Origin of the sequence: Streptomyces sp. NPDC020362 (genome assembly GCF_040642095.1) — a bacterium.
Classification (GTDB): Bacteria; Actinomycetota; Actinomycetes; order Streptomycetales; family Streptomycetaceae; genus Streptomyces.
On record NZ_JBFAET010000047.1, the window covers coordinates 32,009 to 56,651 of the forward strand.

The 24,643-nt window shown below is 71.1% G+C and carries 23 protein-coding genes and 1 pseudogene; 8 read left to right on the forward strand and 16 right to left on the reverse strand.

The genetic code is table 11. The features are described from left to right. Positions 1-213: 213 nt before the first annotated feature. The gene (locus tag AB0H32_RS19285) at positions 214-1,599 is read left to right on the forward strand and encodes an LCP family protein (RefSeq protein ID WP_361121606.1); all 1,386 of its coding nucleotides are present in this window, start codon (positions 214-216) and stop codon (positions 1,597-1,599) included. A 94-nt stretch (positions 1,600-1,693) separates the two neighbouring features. Here the strand turns inward: AB0H32_RS19285 and AB0H32_RS19290 are convergent, their stop codons facing one another. Continuing rightward, positions 1,694-2,242 (reverse strand): acyl-CoA thioesterase, encoded by a 549-nt coding sequence (locus AB0H32_RS19290; RefSeq protein ID WP_361121609.1) that lies wholly within the window; start codon positions 2,240-2,242, stop codon positions 1,694-1,696. Between the two features lie 119 nt (positions 2,243-2,361). Here AB0H32_RS19290 and AB0H32_RS19295 point away from each other — a divergent pair, with 119 nt between their 5' ends. Continuing rightward, the gene (locus AB0H32_RS19295) at positions 2,362-3,654 is read left to right on the forward strand and encodes an LCP family protein (protein WP_361121612.1); all 1,293 of its coding nucleotides are present in this window, start codon (positions 2,362-2,364) and stop codon (positions 3,652-3,654) included. Between the two features lie 80 nt (positions 3,655-3,734). Here AB0H32_RS19295 and AB0H32_RS19300 read toward each other — a convergent pair whose 3' ends face one another. Both AB0H32_RS19300 and AB0H32_RS19305 read right to left on the reverse strand, forming a co-directional pair. Next, positions 3,735-4,097, reverse strand: a complete 363-nt coding sequence (locus AB0H32_RS19300) for a four-helix bundle copper-binding protein (protein ID WP_361121615.1) — start codon at positions 4,095-4,097, stop codon at positions 3,735-3,737. A gap of 206 nt (positions 4,098-4,303) precedes the next feature. Beyond that, positions 4,304-5,461, reverse strand: a complete 1,158-nt coding sequence (locus AB0H32_RS19305) for an acyl-CoA dehydrogenase (protein ID WP_361121618.1) — start codon at positions 5,459-5,461, stop codon at positions 4,304-4,306. A gap of 180 nt (positions 5,462-5,641) precedes the next feature. On the opposite strand from AB0H32_RS19305, the gene AB0H32_RS19310 reads away from it, so the two are divergent. Next, positions 5,642-6,985 carry a UDP-glucose/GDP-mannose dehydrogenase family protein gene (locus AB0H32_RS19310; RefSeq protein WP_361121621.1) on the forward strand — a complete coding sequence of 448 codons (1,344 nt, stop codon included), beginning with the start codon at positions 5,642-5,644 and terminating at the stop codon, positions 6,983-6,985. Between the two features lie 220 nt (positions 6,986-7,205). On the opposite strand, the gene AB0H32_RS19315 is transcribed toward AB0H32_RS19310, so the two are convergent. Further along, entirely contained in the window at positions 7,206-7,712 is a 507-nt protein-coding gene (locus tag AB0H32_RS19315) for a CGNR zinc finger domain-containing protein (protein WP_361121623.1), read from the reverse strand. A gap of 129 nt (positions 7,713-7,841) precedes the next feature. Between AB0H32_RS19315 and AB0H32_RS19320 the strand changes: the two genes are divergently transcribed. After that, positions 7,842-8,201, forward strand: coding sequence for a VOC family protein (locus AB0H32_RS19320; RefSeq protein ID WP_361121626.1), 360 nt, complete (start codon positions 7,842-7,844; stop codon positions 8,199-8,201). Positions 8,202-8,241: 40 nt separating this feature from the next. Here AB0H32_RS19320 and AB0H32_RS19325 read toward each other — a convergent pair whose 3' ends face one another. Continuing rightward, positions 8,242-8,601 carry a MerR family transcriptional regulator gene (locus AB0H32_RS19325; RefSeq protein ID WP_361121629.1) on the reverse strand — a complete coding sequence of 120 codons (360 nt, stop codon included), beginning with the start codon at positions 8,599-8,601 and terminating at the stop codon, positions 8,242-8,244. Between the two features lie 63 nt (positions 8,602-8,664). Between AB0H32_RS19325 and AB0H32_RS19330 the strand changes: the two genes are divergently transcribed. Then, positions 8,665-9,795, forward strand: a complete 1,131-nt coding sequence (locus AB0H32_RS19330) for an alkene reductase (RefSeq protein ID WP_361121632.1) — start codon at positions 8,665-8,667, stop codon at positions 9,793-9,795. Here the strand turns inward: AB0H32_RS19330 and AB0H32_RS19335 are convergent. Genes AB0H32_RS19335 through AB0H32_RS19345 form a run of 3 tightly spaced genes read right to left on the reverse strand, consistent with a single transcriptional unit; the run spans position 9,744 to position 12,585 of the window. Beyond that, positions 9,744-10,922 carry a dipeptidase gene (locus AB0H32_RS19335; protein ID WP_361121634.1) on the reverse strand — a complete coding sequence of 393 codons (1,179 nt, stop codon included), beginning with the start codon at positions 10,920-10,922 and terminating at the stop codon, positions 9,744-9,746. The two genes, AB0H32_RS19330 and AB0H32_RS19335, sit on opposite strands and share 52 nt — an antisense overlap. A gap of 5 nt (positions 10,923-10,927) precedes the next feature. Further along, on the reverse strand, positions 10,928-11,449 hold the full coding sequence (gene purE / locus AB0H32_RS19340; protein WP_361121637.1) for a 5-(carboxyamino)imidazole ribonucleotide mutase: 522 nt from the start codon (positions 11,447-11,449) through the stop codon (positions 10,928-10,930). Further along, positions 11,446-12,585: a 5-(carboxyamino)imidazole ribonucleotide synthase gene (locus AB0H32_RS19345; protein ID WP_361121640.1), complete on the reverse strand. Its 1,140-nt coding sequence runs from the start codon at positions 12,583-12,585 to the stop codon at positions 11,446-11,448. The genes purE and AB0H32_RS19345 overlap by 4 nt, the downstream gene beginning before the upstream one ends. Positions 12,586-12,767: 182 nt before the next feature. Here AB0H32_RS19345 and AB0H32_RS19350 point away from each other — a divergent pair, with 182 nt between their 5' ends. Continuing rightward, positions 12,768-13,271, forward strand: a complete 504-nt coding sequence (locus AB0H32_RS19350) for a GtrA family protein (RefSeq protein WP_361121643.1) — start codon at positions 12,768-12,770, stop codon at positions 13,269-13,271. Between the two features lie 151 nt (positions 13,272-13,422). Here AB0H32_RS19350 and AB0H32_RS19355 read toward each other — a convergent pair whose 3' ends face one another. After that, positions 13,423-14,694 carry an ATP-binding protein gene (locus AB0H32_RS19355; protein WP_361121646.1) on the reverse strand — a complete coding sequence of 424 codons (1,272 nt, stop codon included), beginning with the start codon at positions 14,692-14,694 and terminating at the stop codon, positions 13,423-13,425. A 172-nt stretch (positions 14,695-14,866) separates the two neighbouring features. Continuing rightward, a complete protein-coding gene (locus tag AB0H32_RS19360; RefSeq protein ID WP_020940464.1) occupies positions 14,867-15,544 on the reverse strand; it encodes a response regulator transcription factor in 678 nt (225 codons plus the stop codon). Between the two features lie 493 nt (positions 15,545-16,037). Between AB0H32_RS19360 and AB0H32_RS19365 the strand changes: the two genes are divergently transcribed. After that, the gene (locus tag AB0H32_RS19365; RefSeq protein ID WP_361121649.1) at positions 16,038-17,543 is read left to right on the forward strand and encodes an oligopeptide:H+ symporter; all 1,506 of its coding nucleotides are present in this window, start codon (positions 16,038-16,040) and stop codon (positions 17,541-17,543) included. Positions 17,544-17,614: 71 nt separating this feature from the next. On the opposite strand, the gene AB0H32_RS19370 is transcribed toward AB0H32_RS19365, so the two are convergent. From AB0H32_RS19370 to AB0H32_RS19395, 6 genes and pseudogenes are all read right to left on the reverse strand, one after another. Beyond that, the gene (locus tag AB0H32_RS19370) at positions 17,615-18,904 is read right to left on the reverse strand and encodes a hypothetical protein (protein WP_361121673.1); all 1,290 of its coding nucleotides are present in this window, start codon (positions 18,902-18,904) and stop codon (positions 17,615-17,617) included. A 2-nt stretch (positions 18,905-18,906) separates the two neighbouring features. After that, complete coding sequence (locus AB0H32_RS19375; protein WP_361121652.1) at positions 18,907-19,989, reverse strand: hypothetical protein; 1,083 nt, start codon at positions 19,987-19,989, stop codon at positions 18,907-18,909. A 278-nt stretch (positions 19,990-20,267) separates the two neighbouring features. Next, positions 20,268-21,029: pseudogene (locus AB0H32_RS19380) on the reverse strand (hypothetical protein); the annotation flags it as partial. A 274-nt stretch (positions 21,030-21,303) separates the two neighbouring features. Then, a complete protein-coding gene (locus AB0H32_RS19385; RefSeq protein ID WP_361121656.1) occupies positions 21,304-22,005 on the reverse strand; it encodes an LPXTG cell wall anchor domain-containing protein in 702 nt (233 codons plus the stop codon). 165 nt (positions 22,006-22,170) lie between these two features. Beyond that, on the reverse strand, positions 22,171-22,731 hold the full coding sequence (locus AB0H32_RS19390; protein ID WP_361121659.1) for an ATP-binding protein: 561 nt from the start codon (positions 22,729-22,731) through the stop codon (positions 22,171-22,173). A gap of 317 nt (positions 22,732-23,048) precedes the next feature. Beyond that, the gene (locus AB0H32_RS19395; RefSeq protein WP_361121661.1) at positions 23,049-23,426 is read right to left on the reverse strand and encodes an STAS domain-containing protein; all 378 of its coding nucleotides are present in this window, start codon (positions 23,424-23,426) and stop codon (positions 23,049-23,051) included. 244 nt (positions 23,427-23,670) lie between these two features. Here AB0H32_RS19395 and AB0H32_RS19400 point away from each other — a divergent pair, with 244 nt between their 5' ends. Further along, on the forward strand, positions 23,671-24,576 hold the full coding sequence (locus AB0H32_RS19400) for an RNA polymerase sigma factor SigF (RefSeq protein WP_361121664.1): 906 nt from the start codon (positions 23,671-23,673) through the stop codon (positions 24,574-24,576). Positions 24,577-24,643: the final 67 nt, after the last annotated feature.

Sequence of the window (24,643 nt, forward strand, 5' to 3'; positions counted from 1 at the left end):
CGCGCCGCCGGGGCTGAGACGCGGGCTGAGGATCGTATCGGCCTACGGTGCTCACGGATCCCACGTACGGCCGTCGTCCGGAGGTGTCCTTTGCCCAGCCCGCCACGGTCCCCCGCCCGGCCGCAGCGCCGACCGCAGCCGCCCCGCCGTGTGCCCAGGCCGCCCGAGCGGACGGGGCGGCCGGCCCGGCCGCCCCGTCGCCCGCGCTGGGCCATGCGGGCGGTGACCACGCTGTCCGTGGTAGTGCTCGCCTCCGCCGGCATCGGCCACGCGGTCGTCACCAGTCTGGACGCCGGCATCGCCCGGGTCGACGCCTTCAAGGACATGAAGAACCGGCCCCGCGCGGGGCACGGCATGAACGTCCTGCTGGTCGGCACCGACGGCCGGGACAAGATCAGCCAGGCGGAGCGGCGGGCGTACCGGCTGGGCGGTCAGCCCTGCCACTGCACCGACACGGTCATGATCGTGCACATCTCGGACGACCGGGAGCGGGCGACCGTGGTGAGCCTGCCCCGCGACTCCTACGCCGAGGTGCCCGAGCGCGTCGATCCGGCCACCGGGCAGCGGCACCCCGCGCACCCCATCAGGCTGAACGCGGCCTATGCCGAGGGCGGCCCCCAGCTGACGGTCTCGACGGTCGAGGCGCTGACCCATGTGAAGATCGACCACTATCTGGAGGTCGACTTCACCAGCTTCATGAAGACGGTGGACGTCCTCGGCGGCGTCCAGGTCTGCACCCCGACACCGCTGAAGGACTCGTACACCGGCCTCGATCTCGCGCCCGGCACCCACGTCCTCAACGGCGGCCAGGCGCTGCAGTACGTGCGCGCCCGGCACCTGGACGGGGCGAGCGACCTGGGCCGGATGAAACGGCAGCAGCGGTTCCTGGCCGCGCTGATCGAGCGGGCCAGCTCCTCCGGGGTCCTGCTGAACCCGATGCGGTTCCGGGACGTGACCCGGGCGGTGCTCGGCTCGGTACGGGCGGACGAGGGCTTCGGCACGGACGAGCTGCTCGACCTCGGACGGGCGATGCGGAACTTCTCACCGTCCTCCTCGGAGTTCACCACCGTGCCCATCGGGCAGATGAACTACCCGGTCAAGGGCATCGGCTCCACCCTGAAGTGGGACCCGGCGGCGGCCGGCAGGCTCTTCCAGGCCCTGCGCGACGACAGGCCGCTCACCGCGGCCCGTCCGCACCGGGCCACCGCGCAGATGCCGGTGCCGGTGGAGGTCGACCCGCGGCAGATCCGGGTCCAGACGGAGAACGGCACCGCCACGGCAGGGCTGGGCAAGCGGCTCGACGCGGCCCTCGCGGCGGCCGGTTTCGCCACCACCCACCAGCCGGTCACCGCGGCCGTCCACGATGTCGGGCGCACGGTGATCTCCTACGACCCCCGCTGGGACCGCTCCGCCCGTTCCCTGCTCGCGGCCCTGCCCGGCAGCGAACTGCGCGCGGTGCCGGGCCAGGGCCAGATGCTGAAGGTGACCGCCGGGCTGGACTTCAAGGACGCGCGCAAGGTGCGCAGGGTGAAGGCCGAGGACCCGGCCAGGCCGGAGCAGAGCGTGGTGCGCGGCAACGAGGTGGTGTGCGGGGCATAGGCGTGCAGCCCTGCCCCGGCCCTCGAAGCGCTCCGGCCGTCGAGTGCTCTCTGGTCCCCGAAGGTCCTCGAAGCCCTCCGGCCCGCGAAGCGCTCTAGTCCTCGAAGCCCTCCGCCGCCCGCTTCTCGCGCAGCTCGCGGATGTCCCGACGGCGGGCGAGGCGGTGGGTCCGGCGGATCTGGGCCTCCTGGTAGCGGCGGCGGTCGCGGTCGGTCTCGGGGACCACCGGGGGCACCCGGCGCGGCTTGCCGTCGGCGTCCACGGCTGCGAAGACCAGGTAGGCCGAGCCGACCTGGGTGGCCGGGGTCGACTCGTTCCAGCGTTCGGCAAGGACGCGGACGCCGACCTCCATCGAGGTCCGGCCGGTCCAGTTGACCTGGGCCTTCACATGGACCAGGTCACCGACCCGGACCGGCTCCAGGAAGGCCATCTCGTCCATGGACGCGGTGACCGCGGGACCGCCGGAGTGCCGGCCGGCCACCGAGCCCGCCGCGTCGTCGACCAGTTTCATGATCACCCCGCCGTGCACCGTGCCCAGAAGGTTCGTGTCGTTGTGGGTCATGATGTGGCTGAGCGTGGTGCGGGAAGCGGACGTCGGCTTGCCCGGAATGTCCGGCTCCGCATCCAGGGCCTGGTCTGTCATGGCCCCCACCTTATGCCGAAGCGACTTCCGCGGAATTTGTGTCAGCTTCGCAACAGCGCCGCTCTGATTTTCCGACACCCCTTGTAAGGCACACACCCGAGACCTGCACACTGGGGCGCATGAATGACTGGCCCCAGGGATGGTCCGACGACAACCGCGGCCCGCGCTACGGACGCGGCAGCGGCGGCACGCAGCCGGAAGGCGCCCGCGTGATGCGCCAGGTGCAGCGCGGCCCGGTACCGCCCGGGCAGCGCGGGTACGGCGCCGGAGTCCCGCAGCAGCCGTCGTACACCGACGGCCAGGGATACGACGACGGCGCCGGCTACGACGGCTACGACAGCGGCTACAACACGGGCCAGGTCTACGGCGGCGGCCGCGGCGGCTACGTGCCCAACGACAACGACGCGGACCCGGACGTCGCGCGCTACCGGCCGCGGCCGAACTGGCGGCGTCGGCTCAAGTGGACGACGCTCACGCTGGTCACCGTGTTCATCATCACATCGGTGGCGACCTACTTCTGGGCAGACTCCAAGCTGCGCCGCGAGGTGGACCTGTCCAAGGTCATCGACCGGCCCGAGTCCGGCCAGGGCACGAACTACCTGATCGTCGGCTCGGACAGCCGTGAGGGCATGTCCAAGGCGGACGAGAAGAAGCTGCACACCGGATCCGCCGAGGGCAAGCGCACCGACTCGATGATGATCCTTCACGTCGGGGACAACGGCGACACACTGATCTCGCTGCCGCGTGACTCGAACGTCACGATTCCGACGTTCCGCGGCTCCGAGTCCGGCAAGATCCGGCCCGCCATGGGCCAGAACAAGCTGAACGCGGCGTACGCGTTCGACGGCCCGACGCTGCTGGTCCGCACGATCGAGTACAACACCGGTCTGCACATCGACCACTACTGCGAGATCGGCTTCCAGGGCTTCGCCAAGATCGTGGACGCGGTGGGCGGCGTCGACATCACCATCGACCAGGCCTTCAAGGACAAGTACTCGGGCGCGGACTTCAAGGCGGGCAAGCAGACGCTCAACGGCGAGCAGGCCCTGGCCTTCGTCCGCACGCGGCACGCCTTCGCCGCCTCCGACCTCCAGCGCACCAAGAACCAGCAGAAGTTCCTCTCCGCCCTGGCCCATCAGGTGGCCACGCCCTCGACGGTCCTCAACCCGTTCAAGTTCTACCCGACCATGGGTGCGGGGCTGGACTCCCTGATCGTCGACAAGGACATGTCCCTGTGGGACCTGGCCTCGATGTTCTGGGCGATGAAGGGCGTCAGCGGCGGTGACGGCAAGTCCCTCAACATGCCGATCTCCGGCTCCACCGGCGGCAACCTCGTCTGGGACAAGACGAAGGTGAAGACCCTGGTGGACGAGTTGAAGAACGACCAGCCGGTCACCGTCTCCGGCAACTAGCGAGACCGGGACGGCGGAGAACACCGGACAGGACCAAGGGCACCCGCGAGGGTGCCCTTGCTGCCTTCAGGGGCATCGGCTCACATCTTGGCGCCCGCCATCGCGCGGCACATCTCCGCGCAGCGGCGACACGCCTCGGCACAGCGCATCATCTGCGGATCGTCGGGCATGGACATACACGCCTCGGCGCACATCTCGCAGGCCTTGGCGCACATCGCGCACATCTCGGCCGACATCGGCGAGCGCCGCATCATCATGTCGGCGCACATCCGGGTCGTCTCGGAGCAGTCCATGAGCGCGCGCATGATCTGCATCTGGGCCTGGCCGCCCATCTGCATGCAGGAGCTCATGGTCTCCTCGCAGACGGTGTGGCAGTTCATGCAGGCCTCGACGCACTCCTGCATCTGCTTGGTCATGGCGGTCATGGTTCCGGGCTGGGTCATGGCTCCTCCTGAGGGGAGAGGGGCCCGGGCGGGCCCCGTGTGCTTCCGTCCTACGCCGGTGAGCGCCGTTCGGCATGTGACCGACCGGTCGTAAGGCGAGCGCCGGAACGACCTCAGGGGACCCCGGAACGACCTCAGGGAGCCCCGGAACGACGGAAGGCGCCCCGCAGGGCGCCTTCCCGGAGAGCCTGGAACCCGTGGGCCGTTTACGGCAGGTTGCGGGCCATGACGATCCGCTGGACCTGGTTGGTGCCCTCGTAGATCTGGGTGATCTTGGCGTCGCGCATCATGCGCTCCACCGGGTAGTCACGGGTGTAGCCGTAGCCGCCGAGCAGCTGGACGGCGTCCGTGGTGACCTCCATGGCGACGTCCGAGGCGAAGCACTTGGCGGCCGCGCCCTGGAAGGTGAGGTCCTTGTCGCCCCGCTCGGAGGCGGCCGCGGCCTGGTACGTCAGGGCACGGGCGGCCGCGATCTTCATGGCCATGTCGGCGAGCATGAACTGGATGCCCTGGAAGTCGGCGATCGGCTTGCCGAACTGCTTGCGCTCCTGGACGTAGCCCTTGGCGTAGTCGAGGGCGCCCTGGGCGACACCGAGGGCCTGGGCCGCGATGGTGATGCGGGTGTGGTCCAGGGTCTTCATGGCGGTCGCGAAGCCGGTGCCCTCCTCGCCGATCATGCGGTCGGCGGGGATGCGGACGTTGTCGAAGTAGACCTCGCGGGTCGGGGAGCCCTTGATGCCGAGCTTCTTCTCCGGGGCGCCGAAGGAGACACCCTCGTCCGACTTCTCGACGACGAAGGCGGAGATGCCCTTGGTGCGTTTGGTCGGGTCGGTCACGGCCATGACCGTGTAGTACTCGGACACGCCCGCGTTGGTGATCCAGCGCTTCACGCCGTTGAGGACGTAGTGGTCGCCGTCGCGGACGGCCTTGGTGGTCATGCCGCCCGCGTCCGAGCCCGCCTCCGGCTCGGAGAGGCAGTACGAGAACATCGCGTCGCCCTTGGCGAGCGGGGTGAGGTACTTCTTCTTCAGGTCCTCGGAGCCCGAGAGGATCACCGGGAGCGAGCCCAGCTTGTTCACCGCGGGGATGAGGGAGGAGGAGACACAGGCGCGGGCCACCTCCTCGATCACGATGACCGTGGCGAGCGCGTCGGCGCCGGCGCCGCCGAACTCCTCGGGGACGTGCACGGCGTGCAGGTCGTTGGCGACCAGGGCATCGAGGGCTTCCTGCGGGAAGCGGGCCTCCTCGTCCACCGCGGCGGCGAACGGCGCGATCTTCGCCTCGACCAGCGAGCGGACGGCGTCCCGGAGCATGTCGTGCTCCTCGGACGGGCGGTACAGGTCGAAGTCAGCCGATCCGGCCACGATCTCTCACGCTCCAAAGACGCAGTGATACTGACGCTAATTACCGTTAAGTAACTCAAATTTTAGAGGCCTGCCCGAAGCACGCCTACGTGACCTTGGCGACAGCGGGGAAATTGCCCGGTGGACAGCCAGACTATGCTCGGCTCCGCATCACCGACGTACCCGATCTGGAGCACATCCATGAGCCTGAAGATCACCGTGATCGGCACCGGCTATCTCGGCGCCACGCACGCCGCGGCCATGGCGGAGCTCGGTTTCGAGGTGCTGGGGCTCGATGTCGTGCCCGAGAAGATCGCGATGCTGGAGCGCGGCGAGACCCCGATGTTCGAGCCGGGACTCGAGGAGCTGCTGAGGAAGCACGTGGCGGGCTTCGAGGGATCCTCGGGGCGGCTGCGGTTCACCACCGACTGGGCCGAGGTCGCCGCGTTCGGCGACGTCCACTTCGTGTGTGTGAACACCCCGCAGCGGCACGGGGAGTACGCGGCCGACATGTCGTACGTCGACGCCGCCATCGCCTCCCTCGCCCCGCATCTGCGCGGCCCGGCCCTGGTCGTCGGCAAGTCGACCGTGCCGGTCGGCTCGGCCGAGCGGCTGGCCGCCTACCTCGCCGAGCACGCTCCGGCCGGTGCGGACGCCGAGCTGGCCTGGAACCCGGAGTTCCTGCGCGAGGGCTTCGCCGTGCAGGACACCCTGCACCCGGACCGGATCGTGGTGGGCGTGCGCGGCGAGCGGGCCGAGAAGCTGCTGCGCGAGGTGTACGCCACCCCGGTCGCCGAGGGCACGCCGTTCGTGGTGACCGACTTCCCGACCGCCGAGCTGGTGAAGACCGCCGCGAACTCCTTCCTCGCGACCAAGATCTCCTTCATCAACGCGATGGCGGAGGTGTGCGAGGCCGGCGGCGGTGACGTGGCGAAGCTGGCCGAGGCGATCGGCCACGACGACCGGATCGGCAAGAAGTTCCTGCGGGCCGGGATCGGCTTCGGCGGCGGGTGTCTGCCGAAGGACATCCGGGCGTTCATGGCGCGCGCCGGTGAGCTGGGCGCGGACCAGGCGCTGACCTTCCTGCGGGAGATCGACTCCATCAACATGCGCCGGCGCGGCCAGATGGTGGAGATGGCCCGCGAGGCCCTCGGCGGCGACTCCTTCCTCGGCAAGCGGGTCGCGGTCCTCGGCGCCACCTTCAAGCCCGACTCCGACGACGTCCGGGACTCGCCGGCGCTGAACGTGGCCGGGCAGATCCACCTCCAGGGCGGCCAGGTGACGGTGTACGACCCGAAGGGCATGGAGAACGCCCGCAAGGTCTTCCCCACCCTGGGCTACGCCGACTCGGCCCGCGCGGCGGTGCGGGGGGCCGATGTCGTGCTGCACCTGACCGAGTGGCGGGAGTTCCGCGAGCTGGACCCGGCGGCGCTGGGCGAGGTGGCGGCGGCCCGGGTGATCCTGGACGGCCGCAACGCCCTCGACCCGGAGCTGTGGCGGCGCGCGGGATGGACGTACCGGGCGATGGGCCGCCCGACCGCCTAGGCGGAACCGCACGCGGACGAATCCACGCACGGACAGATCCGCGGACGGACAGATCCACGTACGAAACAGATCCGCGTACAAGACAGATCCGCGTGCAGACGAATCCCTGTGCGCGGGGGAGCAAGTGACGCCGGTTCGGCCGAGGCTCAGTCGGCCGAACCGGCGTCTTCCCGCATTCTGCACCACGGAACACATACGTGGCCGATGAACCCCCTGTGGTTCATGGCTCCTTCGCCCGGTACCTGCGCATCTTGGCGCGCGCCCCGCACACCTGCATCGAGCACCAGCGGCCGCGTCCGGCGGGGCTGCGGTCGTAGTACGCCCAGTGGCAGGTCTCGGCCTCGCATGCCTTCAGCCGCATCCAGGTGCCCGCGACGAGCGCCTCGGCGACGGCGGCGGCGACCCGGGAGAGCAGCGGGCCGCCCCCCGCCGGGACGAGGGTCGCGGAGCCGTCGCGGTCGTCGACGGCGACATGGACAGGAGCGTGCGCCAGCAGCTCGCCGAGCGGGGTCGCCTCGCGGTGCGGCGGGTGTCCGGCGTGCGCGAGCAGCGTGGCCCGCAGGGACTCGCGCAGTGCGCGGGCGTGCGGCACCTCCTCCTCGGTGAGCCCGAGGCGCGCCCGGCCGTCCGCCGTGTCCAGCGAGTCGGCGCCCGACTCGATGTCCAGCGTGTTCACCAGGGACTCGACCAGGGCCAGGCCTCCCGGGGCGGGCGATCTCTCACTCATGCCTGCAAGTTACCTTTCGAATCCGGTTGCGGCGTTACCTCCTGTGCGGGAGCATCGAGTAACGGTTACCGGTTGCCTTCATTTAAAGGTAACGCGGACACGAACAACTCCGAATGCGAGGAGAACGTCATGGCTCTCGCCAGGCTGGGTGTGGTCGTCCTGGACTGCCCGGACCCGCGCGCGCTCGCCGGTTTCTACGCCGAGGTGCTCGGCGGCACCGTCGAGGGCGACGGGGAGTGGGTCGATGTGAAGATGCCGGGCGGGCAGGCGCTCGCCTTCCAGCAGGCGCCCGGTTTCGTCCCGCCCGAGTGGCCCGCGCCGGACGGCTCCCAGCAGTTCCATCTGGACCTGGTGGTGGACGACCTGGACACGGCCGAGAAGGGTGTGCTGGCACTGGGGGCGAAGCCGCTGGACGCCGGGGACCGCTCGCGCACCTGGCGGGTGTACGCCGACCCCGCGGGGCACCCGTTCTGCCTCTGCGCCTGCTGATCCCGGGAGAGATGAGCGGGGTGGCCGGGGGGACGGTCTGTCAGGCCTCCCCGGCCACCCGGATCACCTCGTCCAGGGTCTCCCTGGAGCGCACCAGGTCGGCGATGGTGCGGTCGATGCGGTCGCGCTCGGCCGTGAGGTCGGCGACCAGCCGCGGGGTGGCGATCGCGGAGGGCCCGCCGTCCCCGTCCCGCATGCACGGCAGCAGCTGCCGGATCTTCTCGCTGTGCAGCCCGGCGGCGTACAACTCCTGGATCCGGATGACCCGGTCGACGGCCGCCTCCGGGTAGTCCCGGTGCCCGCCGGGTGTGCGCGCGCTGCTCAGCAGGCCCTGGGTCTCGTAGTAGCGCAGCGACCGCTCGCTCACACTGGTGCGCCGGGCCAGTTCGCCGATCCGCATCTGAGCCTCCGAGTTCCTCCGGGACTTGAATCTGACACTGATGTCAGGTTCTAGCGTACGGGCATGACGCAGACCACGGACTTCCTGGCACCGGCCCGGCTCGGACGGCTCGAACTCCCCCACCACCTGGTGATGGCCCCGCTCACCCGCAACCGCGCGGAGGCCGACGGCACCCCCGCCCCGCTCATGACCACGCACTACGCCCAGCGCGCCACGGCCGGGCTGATCATCGCCGAGGGCTCGACGCCGAACCCGGTCGGACAGACGTACCCGAACATCACGGCGATCCACACCGACCGGCACGTGGCCGGCTGGCGTCGGGTGACCGAGGCCGTGCGGGCGGGCGGCGGGCGGATGTTCCTGCAGCTCCAGCACGGCGGCCGGGTCAGCCATCCGGCGACCACCGGTCTGACGCCGGTGGCCCCCTCCCCGGTCCCGCTGCCGGAGACGATCTTCACTCCGCACGGGCACCGGCCCGCGGCCGTCCCCCGGGAGATGACCGCCGACGACGTCCGGGCCACCGTCGCCGACTTCGCCGAGGCCGCCCGCCGGGCCGTCGCAGCGGGTTTCGAGGGCGTGGAGGTGCACTCGGCCAACGGCATGCTGCTGCACCAGTTCCTCGCGGACAACACCAACCGCCGCACGGACGGCTACGGCGGCTCCGCCCGGCGGCGGGTGCGTTTCGCGGCCGAGGTGACCGAGGCGGTGGCCGACGCGATCGGCGCCGAGCGGGTGGGCGTACGGATCTCCCCCGGCTCCACCGTCAACGGCGTCGTGGAGGAGGACACCGACGGCCTCTACGCGGCGCTCCTGGCTCGCCTGAAGGACCTGGACCTCGCCTATCTGCACCTGGTGCGCTCGGACCCGGAGACCGGCTGGTACCGGCGGATCCGCGCCGACTGGCCCGGCGTCCTGATCGGCAACCCGGACCTGACGGACCTCACCACCGAGGCCGTCACCCGGGGCGTGCAGGACCTGCTGGCGGCCGGCGCCGACCTGGTGGCGCTCGGCCGGCCGTTCCTCGCCAACCCGGACCTGGTCGAACGGCTGCGCCGGGGCGCCCCGCTCAACCCGGTCCGGGACCGGTACTTCATGTACGTGGGCGGGGCCGACGGCTACAACGACTACCCCGCCCTGGACGCTCAGCCGTCCAGCGACTCGATGGTGGCGTGGGACGCCGGACGGGTCGCCTGAAGGCCGCGGGCCACGTCCTCCGCCGCGCCCAGTACCCGTACCGAGTTCTGCCAGGTCAGCTTGGCCAGGTCGGTCTTCGACCAGCCGCGGTCCAGCAGCTCGGCGATCAGGTTCGGGTAGCCGGAGACGTCGTCCAGGCCGTCGGGGGTGAAGGCCGTGCCGTCGTAGTCGCCGCCGATGCCCAGGTGGTCGATGCCCGCCACCGCGCGCATGTGGTCCAGGTGGTCGGCGACCGTCGAGACGGTGGCGACCGGACGCGGGGTGCGCTCCTCGAAGGCGCGGTGCAGCTTCATCGCCTCCGGGCTGGTGTCCAGGTGGTGGAAGCCGTGGGAGCGCAGGTTCTCGTCGGCCGCTGCGGTCCAGTCGACGGCCGCCTGCAGCACGAACTTCGGCACGAAGGTCACCATCGCCACGCCGCCGTTGCCGGGCAGCCGCTCCAGGACGTCGTCCGGGATGTTGCGCGGGTGGTCGCACACGGCCCGGGCCGAGGAGTGCGAGAAGATCACCGGCGCGGAGGAGGCGTCCAGGGCGTCGCGCATGGTCGTCGCCGCCACGTGGGAGAGGTCGACGAGCATGCCGAGCCGGTTCATCTCGCGCACGACCTCGCGGCCGAACGCGGTCAGGCCGCCCGCCCTCGGCTCGTCGGTCGCCGAGTCGGCCCAGTCCACGTTGTCGTTGTGGGTGAGCGTCATGTAGCGCACGCCCAGCCCGTACAGCCCGCGCAGGGTGCCGAGCGAGTTGGCGATCGAGTGGCCGCCCTCCGCGCCCATCAGCGAGGCGATGCGGCCCTCGGCGCGGGCGGCCTCCATGTCGGCCGCCGTCAGGGCGCCGCGCAGCTGCCGCGGGTAGCGCTCGATCAGCTGCCGTACGCAGTCGATCTGCTCCAGCGTGGCCGGCACCGCATCGGGCAGGTCCGAGCGGACGTACACCGACCAGTACTGGGCGCCGACCCCGCCCTCGCGCAGCCGGGGCAGGTCGGTGTGCAGATGGGCGTCCTGGCGTTCGGCGACGTCGCGTGCGTCGAGGTCGTAGCGGACCTGCTTGCGCAGCGCGTAGGGCAGGTCGTTGTGGCCGTCGACGACGGGGTACGCGCGCAGCAGCTCGCGGGCCTGGTCCAGTGAGGTCACGGGCCTCACTTCCCGAAGCCGAAGCCGCCGGTGCCCTCGACCTTGGAGCGCAGCCGCTTGCCCTTCTCGGTGGCCTGGTCGTTCAGGTCCTGCTGGAAGTCGCGCATCTTCTGCAGCAGATCCTCGTCGTGCGCGGCCAGCATGCGGGCCGCGAGCAGCCCGGCGTTGCGGGCTCCGCCGACGGAGACGGTGGCGACCGGGACACCGGCCGGCATCTGCACGATCGAGAGCAGCGAGTCCATGCCGTCGAGGTATTTCAGCGGCACGGGGACACCGATGACCGGCAGCGGGGTGACCGAGGCGAGCATGCCCGGCAGGTGGGCGGCGCCCCCGGCACCGGCGATGATCACCTTCAGGCCGCGCTCGGCGGCGTGCTCGCCGTAGCTGATCATCTCGCGCGGCATGCGGTGCGCGGAGACGACGTCCACCTCGTAGGCGATCTCGAACTCGTCCAGGGCCTTGGCGGCGGCCTCCATGACGGGCCAGTCGGAGTCCGACCCCATGACGATGCCAACAACGGGGCTCATTCGGTGATCGTGCCTCTCAGATAGCCGGCTGCGTGACGGGCGCGCTCCAGCACGTCGTCCAGGTCGTCGCCGTAGGTGTTGACGTGTCCGACCTTGCGGCCGGGCTTCACGTCCTTGCCGTACATGTGGATCTTGAGCTTGGGGTCGCGGGCCATGCAGTGCAAGTAGGCGGAGTACATGTCCGGGTAGTCGCCGCCGAGGACGTTGACCATGACCGTCCACCGGGCGCGCGGGCGCGGGTCCCCGAGCGGGAGGTCGAGGACCGCGCGGACATGGTTGGCGAACTGCGAGGTGATCGCGCCGTCCTGGGTCCAGTGGCCCGAGTTGTGCGGACGCATCGCCAGTTCGTTGACGAGTATGCGGCCGTCGCGGGTCTCGAAGAGCTCTACGGCGAGGTGCCCGACGACGCCCAGCTCCTTGGCGATCCGCAGCGCCATCTCCTCGGCCCTGAGGGCCTGCTCCTCGTCCAGGTCGGGAGCGGGGGCGACGACCGTGTCGCACACGCCGCCGACCTGCCGGGACTCGACCACCGGGTAGGCGACGGCCTGGCCGTGCGGGGAGCGTACGACGTTGGCGGCCAGCTCCCGTACGAAGTCGACCTTCTCCTCGGCGAGCACCGGAACGCCGGCGCGGAAGGGCTCCGCGGCCTCCTCGGCGCTCTCCACGACCCACACGCCCTTGCCGTCGTAGCCGCCGCGGACGGTCTTGAGCACGACCGGGAAGCCGTCGCCCTCGGCCGCGAAGGCGACGACGTCGTGCGGATCGCTCACGATCCGGTGGCGCGGGCAGGGCACCCCGATCGCGTCGAGCTTCGCGCGCATCACACCCTTGTCCTGGGCGTGCACCAGCGCGTCGGGCCCCGGGCGCACGGGAATGCCGTCCGCCTCCAGGGCCCTGAGGTGCTCGGTGGGTACATGTTCGTGATCGAAGGTGATCACATCGCAACCGCGCGCGAACTCACGCAGCGTGTCGAGATCGCGATAGTCGCCGATGACGACATCGCTCACGACCTGCGCCGCGGAATCCTGAGGGGTGTCACTGAGGAGCTTGAACCTGATGCCCAACGGGATGCCCGCTTCGTGCGTCATACGCGCGAGCTGCCCCCCGCCGACCATGCCGACTACCGGGAACGTCACACCCCTAGCGTATCGGCCACGCCGGGGCGGCCCGATCGCGTCCCTCTCACGCCCTCTTACCCGGGGCTTTCCCACCTCTTTCCGACCCGTTCCCAAGCTGTGGCCGGGTCCGGGAGCGGCGGGCTGAGCGCCTGGATAGCATGGCTGGGTTGACGAAACCTACGGACGGGAGCTGCACAGCCATGGAACCTCGTTCCTCGGGGCTGCAACGGCTCGTACGCGAGGTGGCCAAGTTCGGCGCCGTCGGCGGCGCCGGCGTCCTTGTCAATCTCGGTGTTTTCAACCTGGTCCGGCACGTCTCCGACCTGCCGGTGGTACGCGCCAGCATCATCGCGACCGTCGTCGCGATCGCCTTCAACTACGTCGGCTTCCGTTACTGGACGTACCGGGACCGCGACAAGAGCGGCCGCACCAAGGAACTCACGCTCTTCCTGCTGTTCAGCGCGATCGGTCTGGTGATCGAGAACGGCGTGCTGTACCTGGCGACCTACGGCTTCGGCTGGGACAGCCCGCTGCAGAGCAACGTCTTCAAGTTCCTCGGCATCGGCATCGCCACCCTGTTCCGGTTCTGGTCGTACCGCACCTGGGTCTTCACGGCGCTGCCCGCCCGGGAGGCGGTGGCGAGCGCGGAGTCGATCCTGGAGCAGGAGTCGAAGAACCCCTCGTCGACGCAGCGCGTCCCCTAGGACCGTCGGTTCCCCCCAGGTCCTGCGGTTCCCTGAGACCTGCGGTTCCCTGAGACCTGCGGTTCCCTGAGACCTGCGGTTCCCTGAGACCTGCGGTTTCGTAGGACCTGCGATTCCCCAGGACCTGCGGGACCTGTCCGGCGGGCCGCTGCTAGCGGACCATCGGCCGGTCCTCGTCCGACTTGCGGGCCGGGGGCGTGCGGGACAGGAAGAGTCCGAACACCGGCGGCTGGGCCTGGAGCAGTTCCAGACGGCCGCCGTCGGCCTCGGCGAGGTCCCGGGCGACGGCCAGTCCGATGCCCGTGGAGTTGCGCCCGCTGATGGTCCGCTCGAAGATCCGCGCGCCCAGGTCGGCCGGGACCCCGGGGCCTTCGTCGGTGACCTCGACCACAGCCTGGTTGCCGGTGACACGGGTGCGCAGGGCGACTGTGCCGCCACCGTGCATCAGCGAGTTCTCGATCAGTGCGGCCAGCACCTGCGCGACCGCGCCCGGGGTGCCGACGGCCTGCAGATGCCGCTTGCCCGAGCTGACGATGGCCCGGCCGGCGCTGCGGTAGGCGGGCCGCCACTCGGCGAGCTGCTGCTGGATGACCTCGTCCAGGTCGAAGGGGACGGCTGAGCCGGTGCGCGGGTCGCGCGAGTTGGTCAGCAGCCGCTCCACCACGTCCGTGAGCCGCTCGACCTGCGCGAGGGCGACGTTCGCCTCCTCCTTCACCGTGTCCGGATCGTCGGTGAGGGTGATCTCCTCCAGGCGCATGGACAGGGCGGTCAGAGGGGTGCGCAGCTGGTGCGAGGCATCGGCCGCAAGGCGCCGTTCCGCCGTCAGTATCCGGCCGATGCGTTCGGCGGAGGAGTCCAGCACGTCGGCGACCCGGTCCAGCTCGGGGACGCCGTAGCGCTTGTGCCGCGGACGCGGGTCGCCGGAGCCGAGGCGTTCGGCGGTCTCGGCGAGGTCGGTGAGCGGGGAGGCGAGCCGGTTGGCCTGGCGCACGGCGAGCAGTACGGCGGCGACCACGGCGAGCAGCGCCACCAGCGCGATGATCAGCAGGGTCCGGCCGACCTCGCGGGTCACTGCGGAGCGGGGCTCCTCGACGGTGACCGTCTCGCCCTCCTCGCCCCGCTGCGTGGAGCGGATGACGTCCCCCTCGGGCCTGGTGCCGATCGCGATCGGCGCCCGGCCCGGAACCCGGATCTCCGCGTACTGCTCCTTGCTGACCGGGTTGCGCAGGACCTCGGCGTTGACGTTCTCCGCCGCGAGGATCCGGCTGTCCACGATGCTGGCCAGCCGCAGCGCCTCGGACTCCACACGCTCCTGGGCACTGTTGCTGATCGTCCGCGTCTCGACGATGACGAGGGACACGCCGAAGACCGCGATCACCACCAGCACGACGGCAAGGGTGGACTGGATGAGACGACGACGCACAGGGTCCTCCGGGATGGCCTACGACGACCAGTGTGCCTCGGTCGGCCGGGCATCCCGGGCACGGCCGACGCCCTCAGGGGCGCGGGGCTCTGCCGACGTGCGGCTCCGCCGCGTGTGCGCGACCGGCCACAACGGACCCGCAGCCGATCCCCCGCATCAGCCCCTACGGCGCCTAGCTCTTTTCGAACCGGAACCCGACGCCGCGCACCGTCGCGATGTACCGGGGGTTCGCCGCGTCGTCGCCCAGCTTCTTGCGCAGCCACGAGATGTGCATGTCGAGCGTCTTGGTCGACGACCACCACGTCGTGTCCCAGACCTCGCGCATCAACTGGTCCCGGGTGACCACGCGGCCGGCGTCCCTGACGAGCACCCGCAGCAGGTCGAACTCCTTGGCGGTCAGCTGGAGTTCCTCGTCGCCCATCCACGCGCGGTGCGACTCGACGTCGATCCGCACGCCGTGCGTGGCCGGCGGCTGCTGCGGCTCCGCCGCACCGCGGCGCAGCAGGGCCCGCACCCGGGCGAGCAGTTCGGCGAGCCGGAAGGGCTTGGTGACGTAGTCGTCGGCGCCCGCGTCCAGGCCGACGACGGTGTCCACCTCGTCGGCCCGCGCGGTCAGAATGAGGATCGGCACGGTGTGGCCGTCGGCGCGCAGCCGGCGGGCGACCTCCAGGCCGTCCATGCCGGGCAGGCCGAGGTCCAGCACGACCAGATCGACGCCGCCCTGCATTCCGGCGTCGAGCGCGGTGGGGCCGTCCTCGCGCACCTCGACCTCGTAACCTTCCCGGCGCAGGGCGCGGGCCAGCGGCTCCGAGATGGACGCGTCGTCCTCGGCGAGCAGTACACGGGTCATGCAGTGATGGTAGACCGCCCGCGTGCAGTGCCGGGGTGTGATCGGTTCCTGGGCTTCTTACCTTGTCGGCGTGGTGGTCCGGACCATTGCCCCGGAGGTGCGATGGTAGGGGGACCTTCGAAAGCGGTCGCGCGGTTCCGTCGACACCTGTGATCCGTGTCTCAAGTCCTTCCATATCCGGCAGTGTCCTGCCGTATGGTGACCTGAACGCCTGTAGTACAACCAGGGACCTTCGGCGGACACTCGACGCTGAAGGTCTTTTTGGTGTGCGGGCTGGTCCAGACCAGCCTTGAAAGGAATGACCTCTGGCCGGGCTCCGGACGCACCGATGCGTCGCCGGGGCGTGGATCCCGGTGGTCGCCGTCCACCGCGCCGTGATCCGGAGCGGACTCCCCCTGGGCGTGGGGGTGGACGACCGACCCTGCCGGTGCCGGCTGCACCCCCACCGGGCGCGCGACGCTCCAACGCGCGTCCCGACCAGCAAGGAACGACCATGGCGTCCAGCCTGACGAAGGACTCGGTCCGCCCGGGCACCCCCGGGTCCGAGAAGACCTTCTTCGGCCACCCCCGCGGACTGGCCACTCTCTTCATGACCGAGATGTGGGAGCGTTTCTCCTACTACGGCATGAGGGCCCTGCTCCCGCTGTACCTGGTGGCCCCGGGTGGCCTGCACCTGAACGCGGGCACGGCGACCGCGATCTACTCGGTGTACGTGTCGCTCGTGTACCTGCTCGCCCTGCCGGGCGGCTGGTTCGCGGACCGCGTTCTCGGCCCCCGCAAGACGGTCGCCGTCTCGGGCCTGATCATCATGCTCGGCCACCTGTGCCTGGCGCTGCCGGCGGCCGCCAGCTTCTTCGTCGGCCTCGGCCTCGTCGCCATCGGTTCGGGTCTGCTGAAGGCCAACATCTCCACGATGGTCGGCCACCTCTACAAGGGCCCGGACGACCCGCGCCGTGACGGTGGCTTCACGCTCTTCTACATCGGCATCAACCTGGGCGCCTTCGCCGCGCCGCTGGTCATCGGCACCGTCGGCGAGAACGTCAACTGGCACTTCGGCTTCGCGCTGGCCGCGCTCGGCATGGCGCTGGGTCTGGCCCAGTACCTGCTCGGCAGCCGCCACCTGAGCGAGAAGAGCAGCGTCGTTCCCACGCCGCTGTCGGCCGACGAGAAGTCCGCCACGCTGCGCAAGGGCCTGACCTGGCTGGCGATCGCCGCGGTCTTCTACGGCGCCGTCAGCTTCTCCGGCCACTTCACGCTGAACTGGGCCCTGATCCCGCTGACCGTCATCGGTCTGATCGTCCCGGTCGTGGTCATCGCCCGCATCCTGCGGGACAAGGACCTGGACTCGGCCGAGCGTTCGAAGGTGTCGGCGTACATCTGGTTCTTCGTGGCCGCCGCCGTCTTCTGGATGATCTACGACCAGGGCGGTTCGACCCTGTCGCTCTTCGCCAGCGACTCGGCCAAGAACACCGTCTTCGGCTGGGAGTTCCCGGTCTCCTGGTACCAGTCGGTCAACCCGGTCATGATCATGGCTCTGGCGCCCGTCTTCGCCTGGCTGTGGCTGTGGCTGAACCGACGCGGCCAGGAGCCGAGCACGATCGTGAAGTTCGCCTCCGGCCTGGTGCTGATCGGTGCGTCCTTCTTCCTCTTCCTCGCACCGCTGTCGATCGCCGAGGGCGGTCACAAGGCCGCGGCGATGTGGCTGGTCGCGATCTACTTCGTCCAGACGGTCGGTGAGCTGACGCTGTCGCCGGTGGGTCTGTCCGTGACGACGAAGATGGCGCCGAAGAAGTACGCCTCCCAGATGATGGGCGTCTGGTTCCTCGCGGTCACCGCGGGCGACTCGGTCACCGCCCTGCTGTCGAACCCGGCCGTCGGCGGGGTCAACCTCGACAAGACGGGCTTCGTCGCCCTGGAGGCGGTGCTCGCCGTGATCGCCGGTGTCGCGGTGTGGATGTACCGCAACAAGGTCAACAAGCTGATGGGCGACGTCCACTGACGTAGTCCGGTGCTCGCAGGAGGGCCATCGCATCCCTGACGGTGCGATGGCCCTCTTGCGTTGTCCGGGAACTACCGCGTCCTGCGCTTCGGCATGAACGTGAACACCGCCGCGCCCAGCAGGATCGCCGTGCCCGCCACCAGACCGAGGGCCTTGAGGGCGCCGTGGTCGCCGGAGCCGGTCTCGGCCAGGCCGCCCGCGCCGCTGCTGCTGCCGCCCGAGGACGAGGAACCCCCGGAGGTCGACGTGCCGCCCGAGGCGCCGCCCGGCTGCTGGGTGGTGTCCAGGGTGAGCGAGACCTCCGACTTGGTGGGCGTGCAGGTCGTCGTCGTGCCCAGGGCCTTGATGGTCAGCACCCCCGGGGACAGGGTCGAGGTGCCGCTCGCGCCCGGCTTGTAGGTGCCGGTGAGGTCGGGGATCTCGATCGGGTCACCGGACTTGATGGGGTTCGCGTTCGCCGGCCCCTCCACGTGCACGGTGCCCTTGTCCGAGCCGCCCAGCGCCACCTCCATCGACGGCTTCACGGAGTCCTTCGGGATGTCGGCGGGGCTGTTCATCACCGACTTCTTGAACTGCACGGTGAGGTCGTAGCTCCCGCTGTTCTTCTTGGCGTTGATCTGCACCGGCGAGGTCGCGTTCTTGTCGCCGATCGGCGTCTTGCAGGCGTAGGGCACCTGGACCTCCTTGCCGGGGAAGTCGGTCTGGCCGGTGCCGCCGGTCGACGTGGCCGTGGCGGTGGAACTCTGCGTCGGCGTAGTCGACCGCGTCGGGGTGGTCGACTGGGTCGGCGTCGTGCTCGACGTGCCGCCGCCCCCCGGCGTCACCTGGATCGTCGCCGCCTTCTGCACGGTCTCCTTCGGCGTGCACTTGGTGTCCGTCGACATCGCGTTGACCGTGTACGCGTCCGGCGTCAGCGTCACCTCGCCGGGCGCCGTCAGCTTCAGGCTCCCTTTCATGTCCGAGAGCACCATGTCGCCGCCCTTGGGGATCGCCGGGTTCTGACGCGGTCCCTGCAGGGCGATGTCGGCGGTCTGCGCGCCGGCCGCCTTGAGCACCCCGGACGGCTGCACCGAGTTGGCGGGCAGGTCGATGATGTTCGGGTTCTTGGAGGCGGCCTGCACGAACTTCCACACGATGTCCACCGTGTCGCCGACCTTGGCCGTGGCCGGCGCGGTGATCTCGACCTTCGTGGTGCCGTCGACCGGGTCGATGCCCGCGGGCGGCACGCAGTGGGTGGCGAACGACACCTGGGCCGCCTGCGCGGGCGTGGCGGCCACGCCCAGCAGCACGCCCGCCGAGCAGAGCGCCAGTGCGGCGCCCGCGGCGCCCGTCCTTCGGGCCGGTGTGCCTCTCCTTCGCATGCTCACGTGGGTCCCTTCGTGGTGGGAGTCGTAGGACTCGTCGGGCTGTCGTCGTGCGGTGCGGAGAGCCGGCCGGCCGGGTCGCCCGGAGCGGAGTCCGGGGTGAACCACGGCAGGGTCGGAGTCTGTTCGGGCCGGGGCCCGGGGGTGCGGGAGCGGGGCAGGCGCAGTGCCGGCCGGGCGAGCCGCCGGTGGCGGACACCGCCGGGCCGGCGCGGCCGTACCCGGTCCACCACGGCCATCCCGGCGCGGAAGACGGCGGTCGGCACGACCAGGCAGAGCAGGATCCAGAACAGCGTCACGCCCCAGGGGCGGCCCACACCCCACGGCTGCTCGGCGAGGACCTTGCCGTCGTACCGGAGGGAGACGGTGTAGTCGCCGTGTGCCCCGGCCGACAGTTCGACGGGCAGCTTGATCTGCGCCCTCCTGCCGGGCGCGAGGGTGCCGCGCCACTGCTGCTCGTCCCACTGGGGTGCGAAGACGCCGTGTGCGGTGCCGACCCGGAAGACCGGGTCCTTGATCGCTGCGGAGCCGCTGTTGCCCGCGGTGAAGACCAGGGTGCGGCTCGGCGGTGCCCCGAACCAGGTCAGCACGGAGCCGGAGCCGGTCAGCCGGGTGTCGGAGAGGATCGACAGCCGGCCTCCCGAGGTCTCGGCGGGCAGCGGGGCGACGGGGTGTCCGGCCACCTGGAGGACGGCGTCCGCCTCGGCCTGCGCGCCGGTCACCGTGGCGACGTGCACCACGCAGGGACACGGCACGGGCGGTTCGGCGACCGGGAGCTTCTTGGCGAAGGAGCCGTCGGCACCGGTGGTCACGGCCCGTCCGTCGCCGTTGGCGCAGGAGTTGGTGCCGCCGATCACGCCCCGGGAGGGGGCGGACCGCCCGCAGATCAGCATCATCAGCAGGGTGTGCGGCCGCCAGCCGCTGCCGCTGACGGTGATCGAACCGCCCGTGCCCGCCTGGGACTCGGACAGCTTCACGGCGGGCCCGTCCGCCAGAGCCGCGGGGGCGGCGAGCGGCAGCAGGAGCAGCGCGAGCACCGCCGCCAGCGCGGGCAGCCGCAGGATTCTCGCCTTGCCGGTCACTTCACCGCTCCTGCCGTCAGCCCGGCGCCGGACCGGGGTACTTGCTCCGCGCCGCTCCCGCCCGGGCCGCCGTCCGCGGGACCACCGCCCGCCCGGCCGCTGCCCGCCGGACCACCGTCCGCCAGGCCGTCCACCGGTTCACCGTTCTCCGGTTCGCCGTCCGCCAGGCCGTCCACCGGTTCACCGTTCTCCGGTTCGCCGTCCGCCAGGCCGCCGCCCGTCGGATCACCGTCCACAGGGCCGCCGTCCACAGGGCCGCCGTCCGCCGTACGGCTCCCCCGCCGTCGTACGACGAACACCGCGCCCGCCCCCGCGAGCACCGCGCCGGCCCCGCCCGCCACCGCCCCCCACGGCACGAACCGCACCTGTGCACCGGCCGTGTCGGGCGCCGCGCCCCGCGCCGTGACCGTCAGCCGCAGGTCGACCGCGTCCAGCGCCGGCCGGTCCGGCCAGGGCTCGGTCAGCCTCAGGCGCGCGCTCGGCCGCAGGCGGACGGGGAGGGTGCGCGGCGCGCGGTCCAGGACCCGGCCGAAGACCCCGTCCGCGCGGACCGCGAGCCTGGGCACGAGGACGGTCGTACCGCGGTTGACCAGCTCGTAGGTGATGCGGTCGCCGTGCACCGCCACCTGCTCGACGGTCAGCGCGGCGAGTGCGGGGCCGCCGACGCGCAGGCGCAGGGGCACGCTCCTCGTCCGGCCGTCGGCGTCGCGCGCGACGATCGTGCCGGAGCGGTCGCCGGGCTCGGCGCCCGCCGGGACGCTCACCGTGAAGGGCACGTCGGCACGGGTGCGGGCGGGGATGCGCACGCCCCGCTCGGCGAAGGCGATCCGGACGCCGGTGCCGGACAGGTGCACGTCGACGGGCGCGCGCCCGGGGTTGGTGACGGACACCGTGTCCTGCAGGACCGTTCCGGGCGGGCCCTCGGCGTAGAAGGACGGGCGCTCGCCTCCCGAGGGCGTGACGGACCAGCCCGCGGCGGCCGACGCCGCGGGCGCCGCGCCCAGCAGGGCGAGCAGGCACAGGGGCGCGAGCCGGCACAGGAACGCGAGCCGGCCCGGGGACGCGGTCCGGGCGAAGGCCGGGGGCAGGCGCCCGGCGCGGGGCAGGACACGGGTGCGAGCGCGGGGCAGGGCACGGGCGGCGGACGGCATGGGCGGCTCCAGCGGTCTTGACCTGTGGTTCGGCGGGGTACGGCCGCCGCGGTGGCGTAGCGCCCGTCTCGGCGGCGTACGGCCGGCTCGGCGGCGTACGGCCGGTTCGGCGGCGTACGGCCGGCTCGGCGGCGTACGGCCGGCTCGGCGGCGTACCCGCGGTTCAGCGGCGTGCCGCCTGGTTGCGTCGGGTCAGCCACAGTGCGCCCGCCGTGCCCGCGAGCAGCACCGTGCCGCCGAGCGTGCCGAGGGCGACGGCGGAGTCCGCGGGGCCGGTCTGCGGGAGCTGGTTCCCGGAGCCGGTACCGCTCGCGCCGGAGGAGCCGTCGGCGGAGGTGCCCGAGGAGCCGCCGCCCGCCGCCGTCACGTCCAGCGTCAGGGAGGGCCCCGGGTTGTTGGCCGGCGTACAGGTCGTCGTCGTGCCGAGGGCCTGGATGGTGAGCGTGGCCGCAGTGAAGGTGACCTTGCCGGTCTTCTTCGGCGTGTAGGTACCGCTCAGGTCGCTGATCTTGATGGGCGTGTTGGCGGGGATCGCGGCCGAGTTGGCCGGCCCCGTCACGGGGAGGCTGCCGCTGTCGGCGCCGCCGAGCCTGATGGTGGCGCTCGGTTTCATCGCGCCCTTGCCCAGCTCGACCGGGCTGGAGGAGACGCCCTTCTGCCAGGACATGGTGATCCTGTAGCCGCTGCCGCTCTTGACACCCTTGATGTCGATGGGCGAGACGGCGCTCTTGTCGCCGATCGGCGTCTTGCAGTGGTAGTTGACGTCGACGACGTCGGCCTGCGCCGCCGGTGCGGCCAGCAGCACCACCGAGCCGGCCAGGGCGGCGGCGGACGCGAGCGCGGCGGTTCGTTTCGGGTACGACACGGTCGGTCCACCCCATTCATTCCTGACGGCATATCAGATTTGGCCGTCAAGGTACGCCGGGGCTCGTGAGGAGGGAAGACGCAGCACACGCCGGAGTTGTGTCGATCCGGCGTGTGGAACGGGGGATTCGAGTGGAGACGGTGGCTCAGGTGCCTGGCGAAACGGTCATGCAGGAGCGCCCAGTTCAGCCCACACCGTCTTGCCCGAGCGGCCGGGGGTGCGCACGACGCCCCAGTCCAGGCACAGCCGCTGCACGATGAACATGCCGTGACCGCCGGGGCGGCCGGCGCGGTGCGGGGTGCGGGGGGCCGGCTGGCCGGTGCCGCGGTCGGTGACCTCGACCCGGATCACCTTGTCGTCGCAGGCGAGGAACAGTTCCTCGGGGCCGCCGGCGTGCAGACAGGCGTTGGTGACCAGTTCGGACACGACGAGCAGCACGTCCTCGGCGGCGGCCCGCCGGTCGGCGGTGGCGGCGGGCAGCCAGCCCCACGCGTACAGTGCCTGGCGGGTGTAGTCACGCGCGAGCGGGACGACGCCGCTCTCGCCGTCCAGGCGCAGCCTGCGGACCTGCCGCCCCGCGGCCTCCTGCACACCCTCGGTCGACTCGGACGGCGCGGCTGCCCCCGCGGACGCGCCGGTCTCCGGCGCACCCCCCTCGGACGCCCCGGAAGCGCCGCAGGGCTCCGGGCCGCGGTCGCCCGGCGAGCAAGGCCGGGTGGTGCTCATCAGCGCTTCACCTCACCGATTCACCGGTTCACGATTCAAAAGTCCGGCACCGTCGGCGCCGGCCGGTCGTACGCCGTCCGTCCCACGGTCCGCGGACGACTCCCGCGCCGTCCACTGCTCTGGTCCGTCCACCGTCCGCCCTTCACACGTACGTCGCACCCGGGTCGTTCGCCGGTTCCCGGGGCGACCCGGCAGCCCGGCGGACGACGGGTTTCAGGATCTCTCCTGCCCGGCCGCCCCGGAGGAACACCCCCGCATCGGGCACTACCGGTGCGACGTACGACACCGGTCCCCGCGAGGACGGCAGGGGCGCGGGCTCAGCCGGCCTCTCCGGCCAGTGCCGCCGCCACGGAGTCGTGGACGGTGAAGACCGCCTCCGCTCCCGTGATCTCGAACACGCGAGCGACCACCGGCAGCATGGCCGCCAGGTGCACGCCGCCCCCGGCGGCCTCCGCCTTCAGCCGGGCGCCGAGCAGTACGTTCAGCCCTGTGGAGTCGCAGAACTCCAGGCGTGAGCAGTCCACCACGAGGCGTGAGAACCCCTTCCCCAGGAGGTCGTCGAGCGGCCCGCGCAGAAGATCGGCGGTGTGGTGATCGAGCTCACCCGCCGGTGCCACTACGGCGCTGGAGCCCTCTTCCCGCACCTCCACCAGAAGCCGGCCCGACCGTGCACTGCCGACTGTCCCGTGGTCCATGCCGTCTCTCTCCCGAGGTCGTGGCTGCTGATGCCCTCGAACATTACGCCTTCTGTGCGCACTCCGACACCTGAACAACCTCGCATTATCGGACATATCACGGCAGAACGCACTTGCGACCGGCTCGGTGGAGCGGGTAGGGCTAGTAGGACACACATCCCTACAGCCGGCCTCGGAGGCGCCGCACACCGCAGTGCACGTACTGGCTTCGGCAGCCATATGCCGAGAACGATGGAGGACACCCATGTCACCCCGGCTCGACGCCTCGCACACCCGGATGGCGACGTCGACACCCCCACCGGAACAACTGGATCATCCCATCGATCCCCTGGATGCCCTCGACCCCCTTGAGGGACTCCCGGAGATCCCCCCCTTCGACGAGGTCGGCGCGGTGGACGCGCGAGCCCTGTCCAAGACCCTCTTCGAGCGGCTGGTGTCGCTGGAGGAAGGCACGCACGACTACGCGTACGTCCGCAACACGCTCGTCGAACTGAACCTCGCGCTCGTCAAGTTCGCCGCCTCCCGCTTCCGCTCGCGCAGCGAGCCGATGGAGGACATCATCCAGGTCGGCACCATCGGCCTGATCAAGGCGATCGACCGCTTCGAGCTCTCGCGCGGCGTGGAGTTCCCCACCTTCGCGATGCCGACCATCATCGGCGAGATCAAGCGCTTCTTCCGCGACACCTCGTGGTCCGTGCGCGTACCGCGCCGGCTGCAGGAGCTGCGGCTCGACCTGGCCAAGGCCGGGGACGAGCTGGCCCAGCAGCTGGACCGCGCCCCCACCGTCACGGAACTGGCCGAGCGCCTCGGCATCTCCAACGACGAGGTCGTCGAGGGCATGGCCGCCTCGAACGCCTACACCGCCTCCTCCCTGGACGCCCAGCCCGAGGAGGACGACACCGAGGGTGCGCTCGCGGACCGGATCGGGTACGAGGACCACGGGCTCGAAGGGATCGAGTACGTCGAGTCGCTGAAGCCGCTGATCGCCGAACTGCCGTGCCGGGACCGGAAGATCCTGTCCCTGCGCTTCGTGGCGGGCATGACCCAGTCGGAGATCGGCGAGGAACTCGGCATCTCCCAGATGCATGTCTCCCGGCTGCTGTCACGGACGCTGGTGCGCCTGCGCAAGGGGCTGACCGTGGAGGAGTGACCCTCCGTCACACTCATGAGGCGGCCCGGCGACCACGCCGGGCCGCCACGCCGAGGTAGAGAACCCC

Coding starts and splice junctions, on each gene's coding strand:
- AB0H32_RS19285 (WP_361121606.1), top strand. CDS start 214: ATGCGGGCGGTGACCACGCTGTCCGTGGTAGTGCTCGCCTCCGCCGGC.
- AB0H32_RS19290 (WP_361121609.1), bottom strand. CDS start 2,242: ATGACAGACCAGGCCCTGGATGCGGAGCCGGACATTCCGGGCAAGCCG.
- AB0H32_RS19295 (WP_361121612.1), top strand. CDS start 2,362: ATGAATGACTGGCCCCAGGGATGGTCCGACGACAACCGCGGCCCGCGC.
- AB0H32_RS19300 (WP_361121615.1), bottom strand. CDS start 4,097: ATGACCCAGCCCGGAACCATGACCGCCATGACCAAGCAGATGCAGGAG.
- AB0H32_RS19310 (WP_361121621.1), top strand. CDS start 5,642: ATGAGCCTGAAGATCACCGTGATCGGCACCGGCTATCTCGGCGCCACG.
- AB0H32_RS19315 (WP_361121623.1), bottom strand. CDS start 7,712: ATGAGTGAGAGATCGCCCGCCCCGGGAGGCCTGGCCCTGGTCGAGTCC.
- AB0H32_RS19320 (WP_361121626.1), top strand. CDS start 7,842: ATGGCTCTCGCCAGGCTGGGTGTGGTCGTCCTGGACTGCCCGGACCCG.
- AB0H32_RS19325 (WP_361121629.1), bottom strand. CDS start 8,601: ATGCGGATCGGCGAACTGGCCCGGCGCACCAGTGTGAGCGAGCGGTCG.
- AB0H32_RS19330 (WP_361121632.1), top strand. CDS start 8,665: ATGACGCAGACCACGGACTTCCTGGCACCGGCCCGGCTCGGACGGCTC.
- purE (WP_361121637.1), bottom strand. CDS start 11,449: ATGAGCCCCGTTGTTGGCATCGTCATGGGGTCGGACTCCGACTGGCCC.
- AB0H32_RS19350 (WP_361121643.1), top strand. CDS start 12,768: ATGGAACCTCGTTCCTCGGGGCTGCAACGGCTCGTACGCGAGGTGGCC.
- AB0H32_RS19360 (WP_020940464.1), bottom strand. CDS start 15,544: ATGACCCGTGTACTGCTCGCCGAGGACGACGCGTCCATCTCGGAGCCG.
- AB0H32_RS19365 (WP_361121649.1), top strand. CDS start 16,038: ATGGCGTCCAGCCTGACGAAGGACTCGGTCCGCCCGGGCACCCCCGGG.
- AB0H32_RS19370 (WP_361121673.1), bottom strand. CDS start 18,904: ATGCGAAGGAGAGGCACACCGGCCCGAAGGACGGGCGCCGCGGGCGCC.
- AB0H32_RS19390 (WP_361121659.1), bottom strand. CDS start 22,731: ATGAGCACCACCCGGCCTTGCTCGCCGGGCGACCGCGGCCCGGAGCCC.
- AB0H32_RS19395 (WP_361121661.1), bottom strand. CDS start 23,426: ATGGACCACGGGACAGTCGGCAGTGCACGGTCGGGCCGGCTTCTGGTG.
- AB0H32_RS19400 (WP_361121664.1), top strand. CDS start 23,671: ATGTCACCCCGGCTCGACGCCTCGCACACCCGGATGGCGACGTCGACA.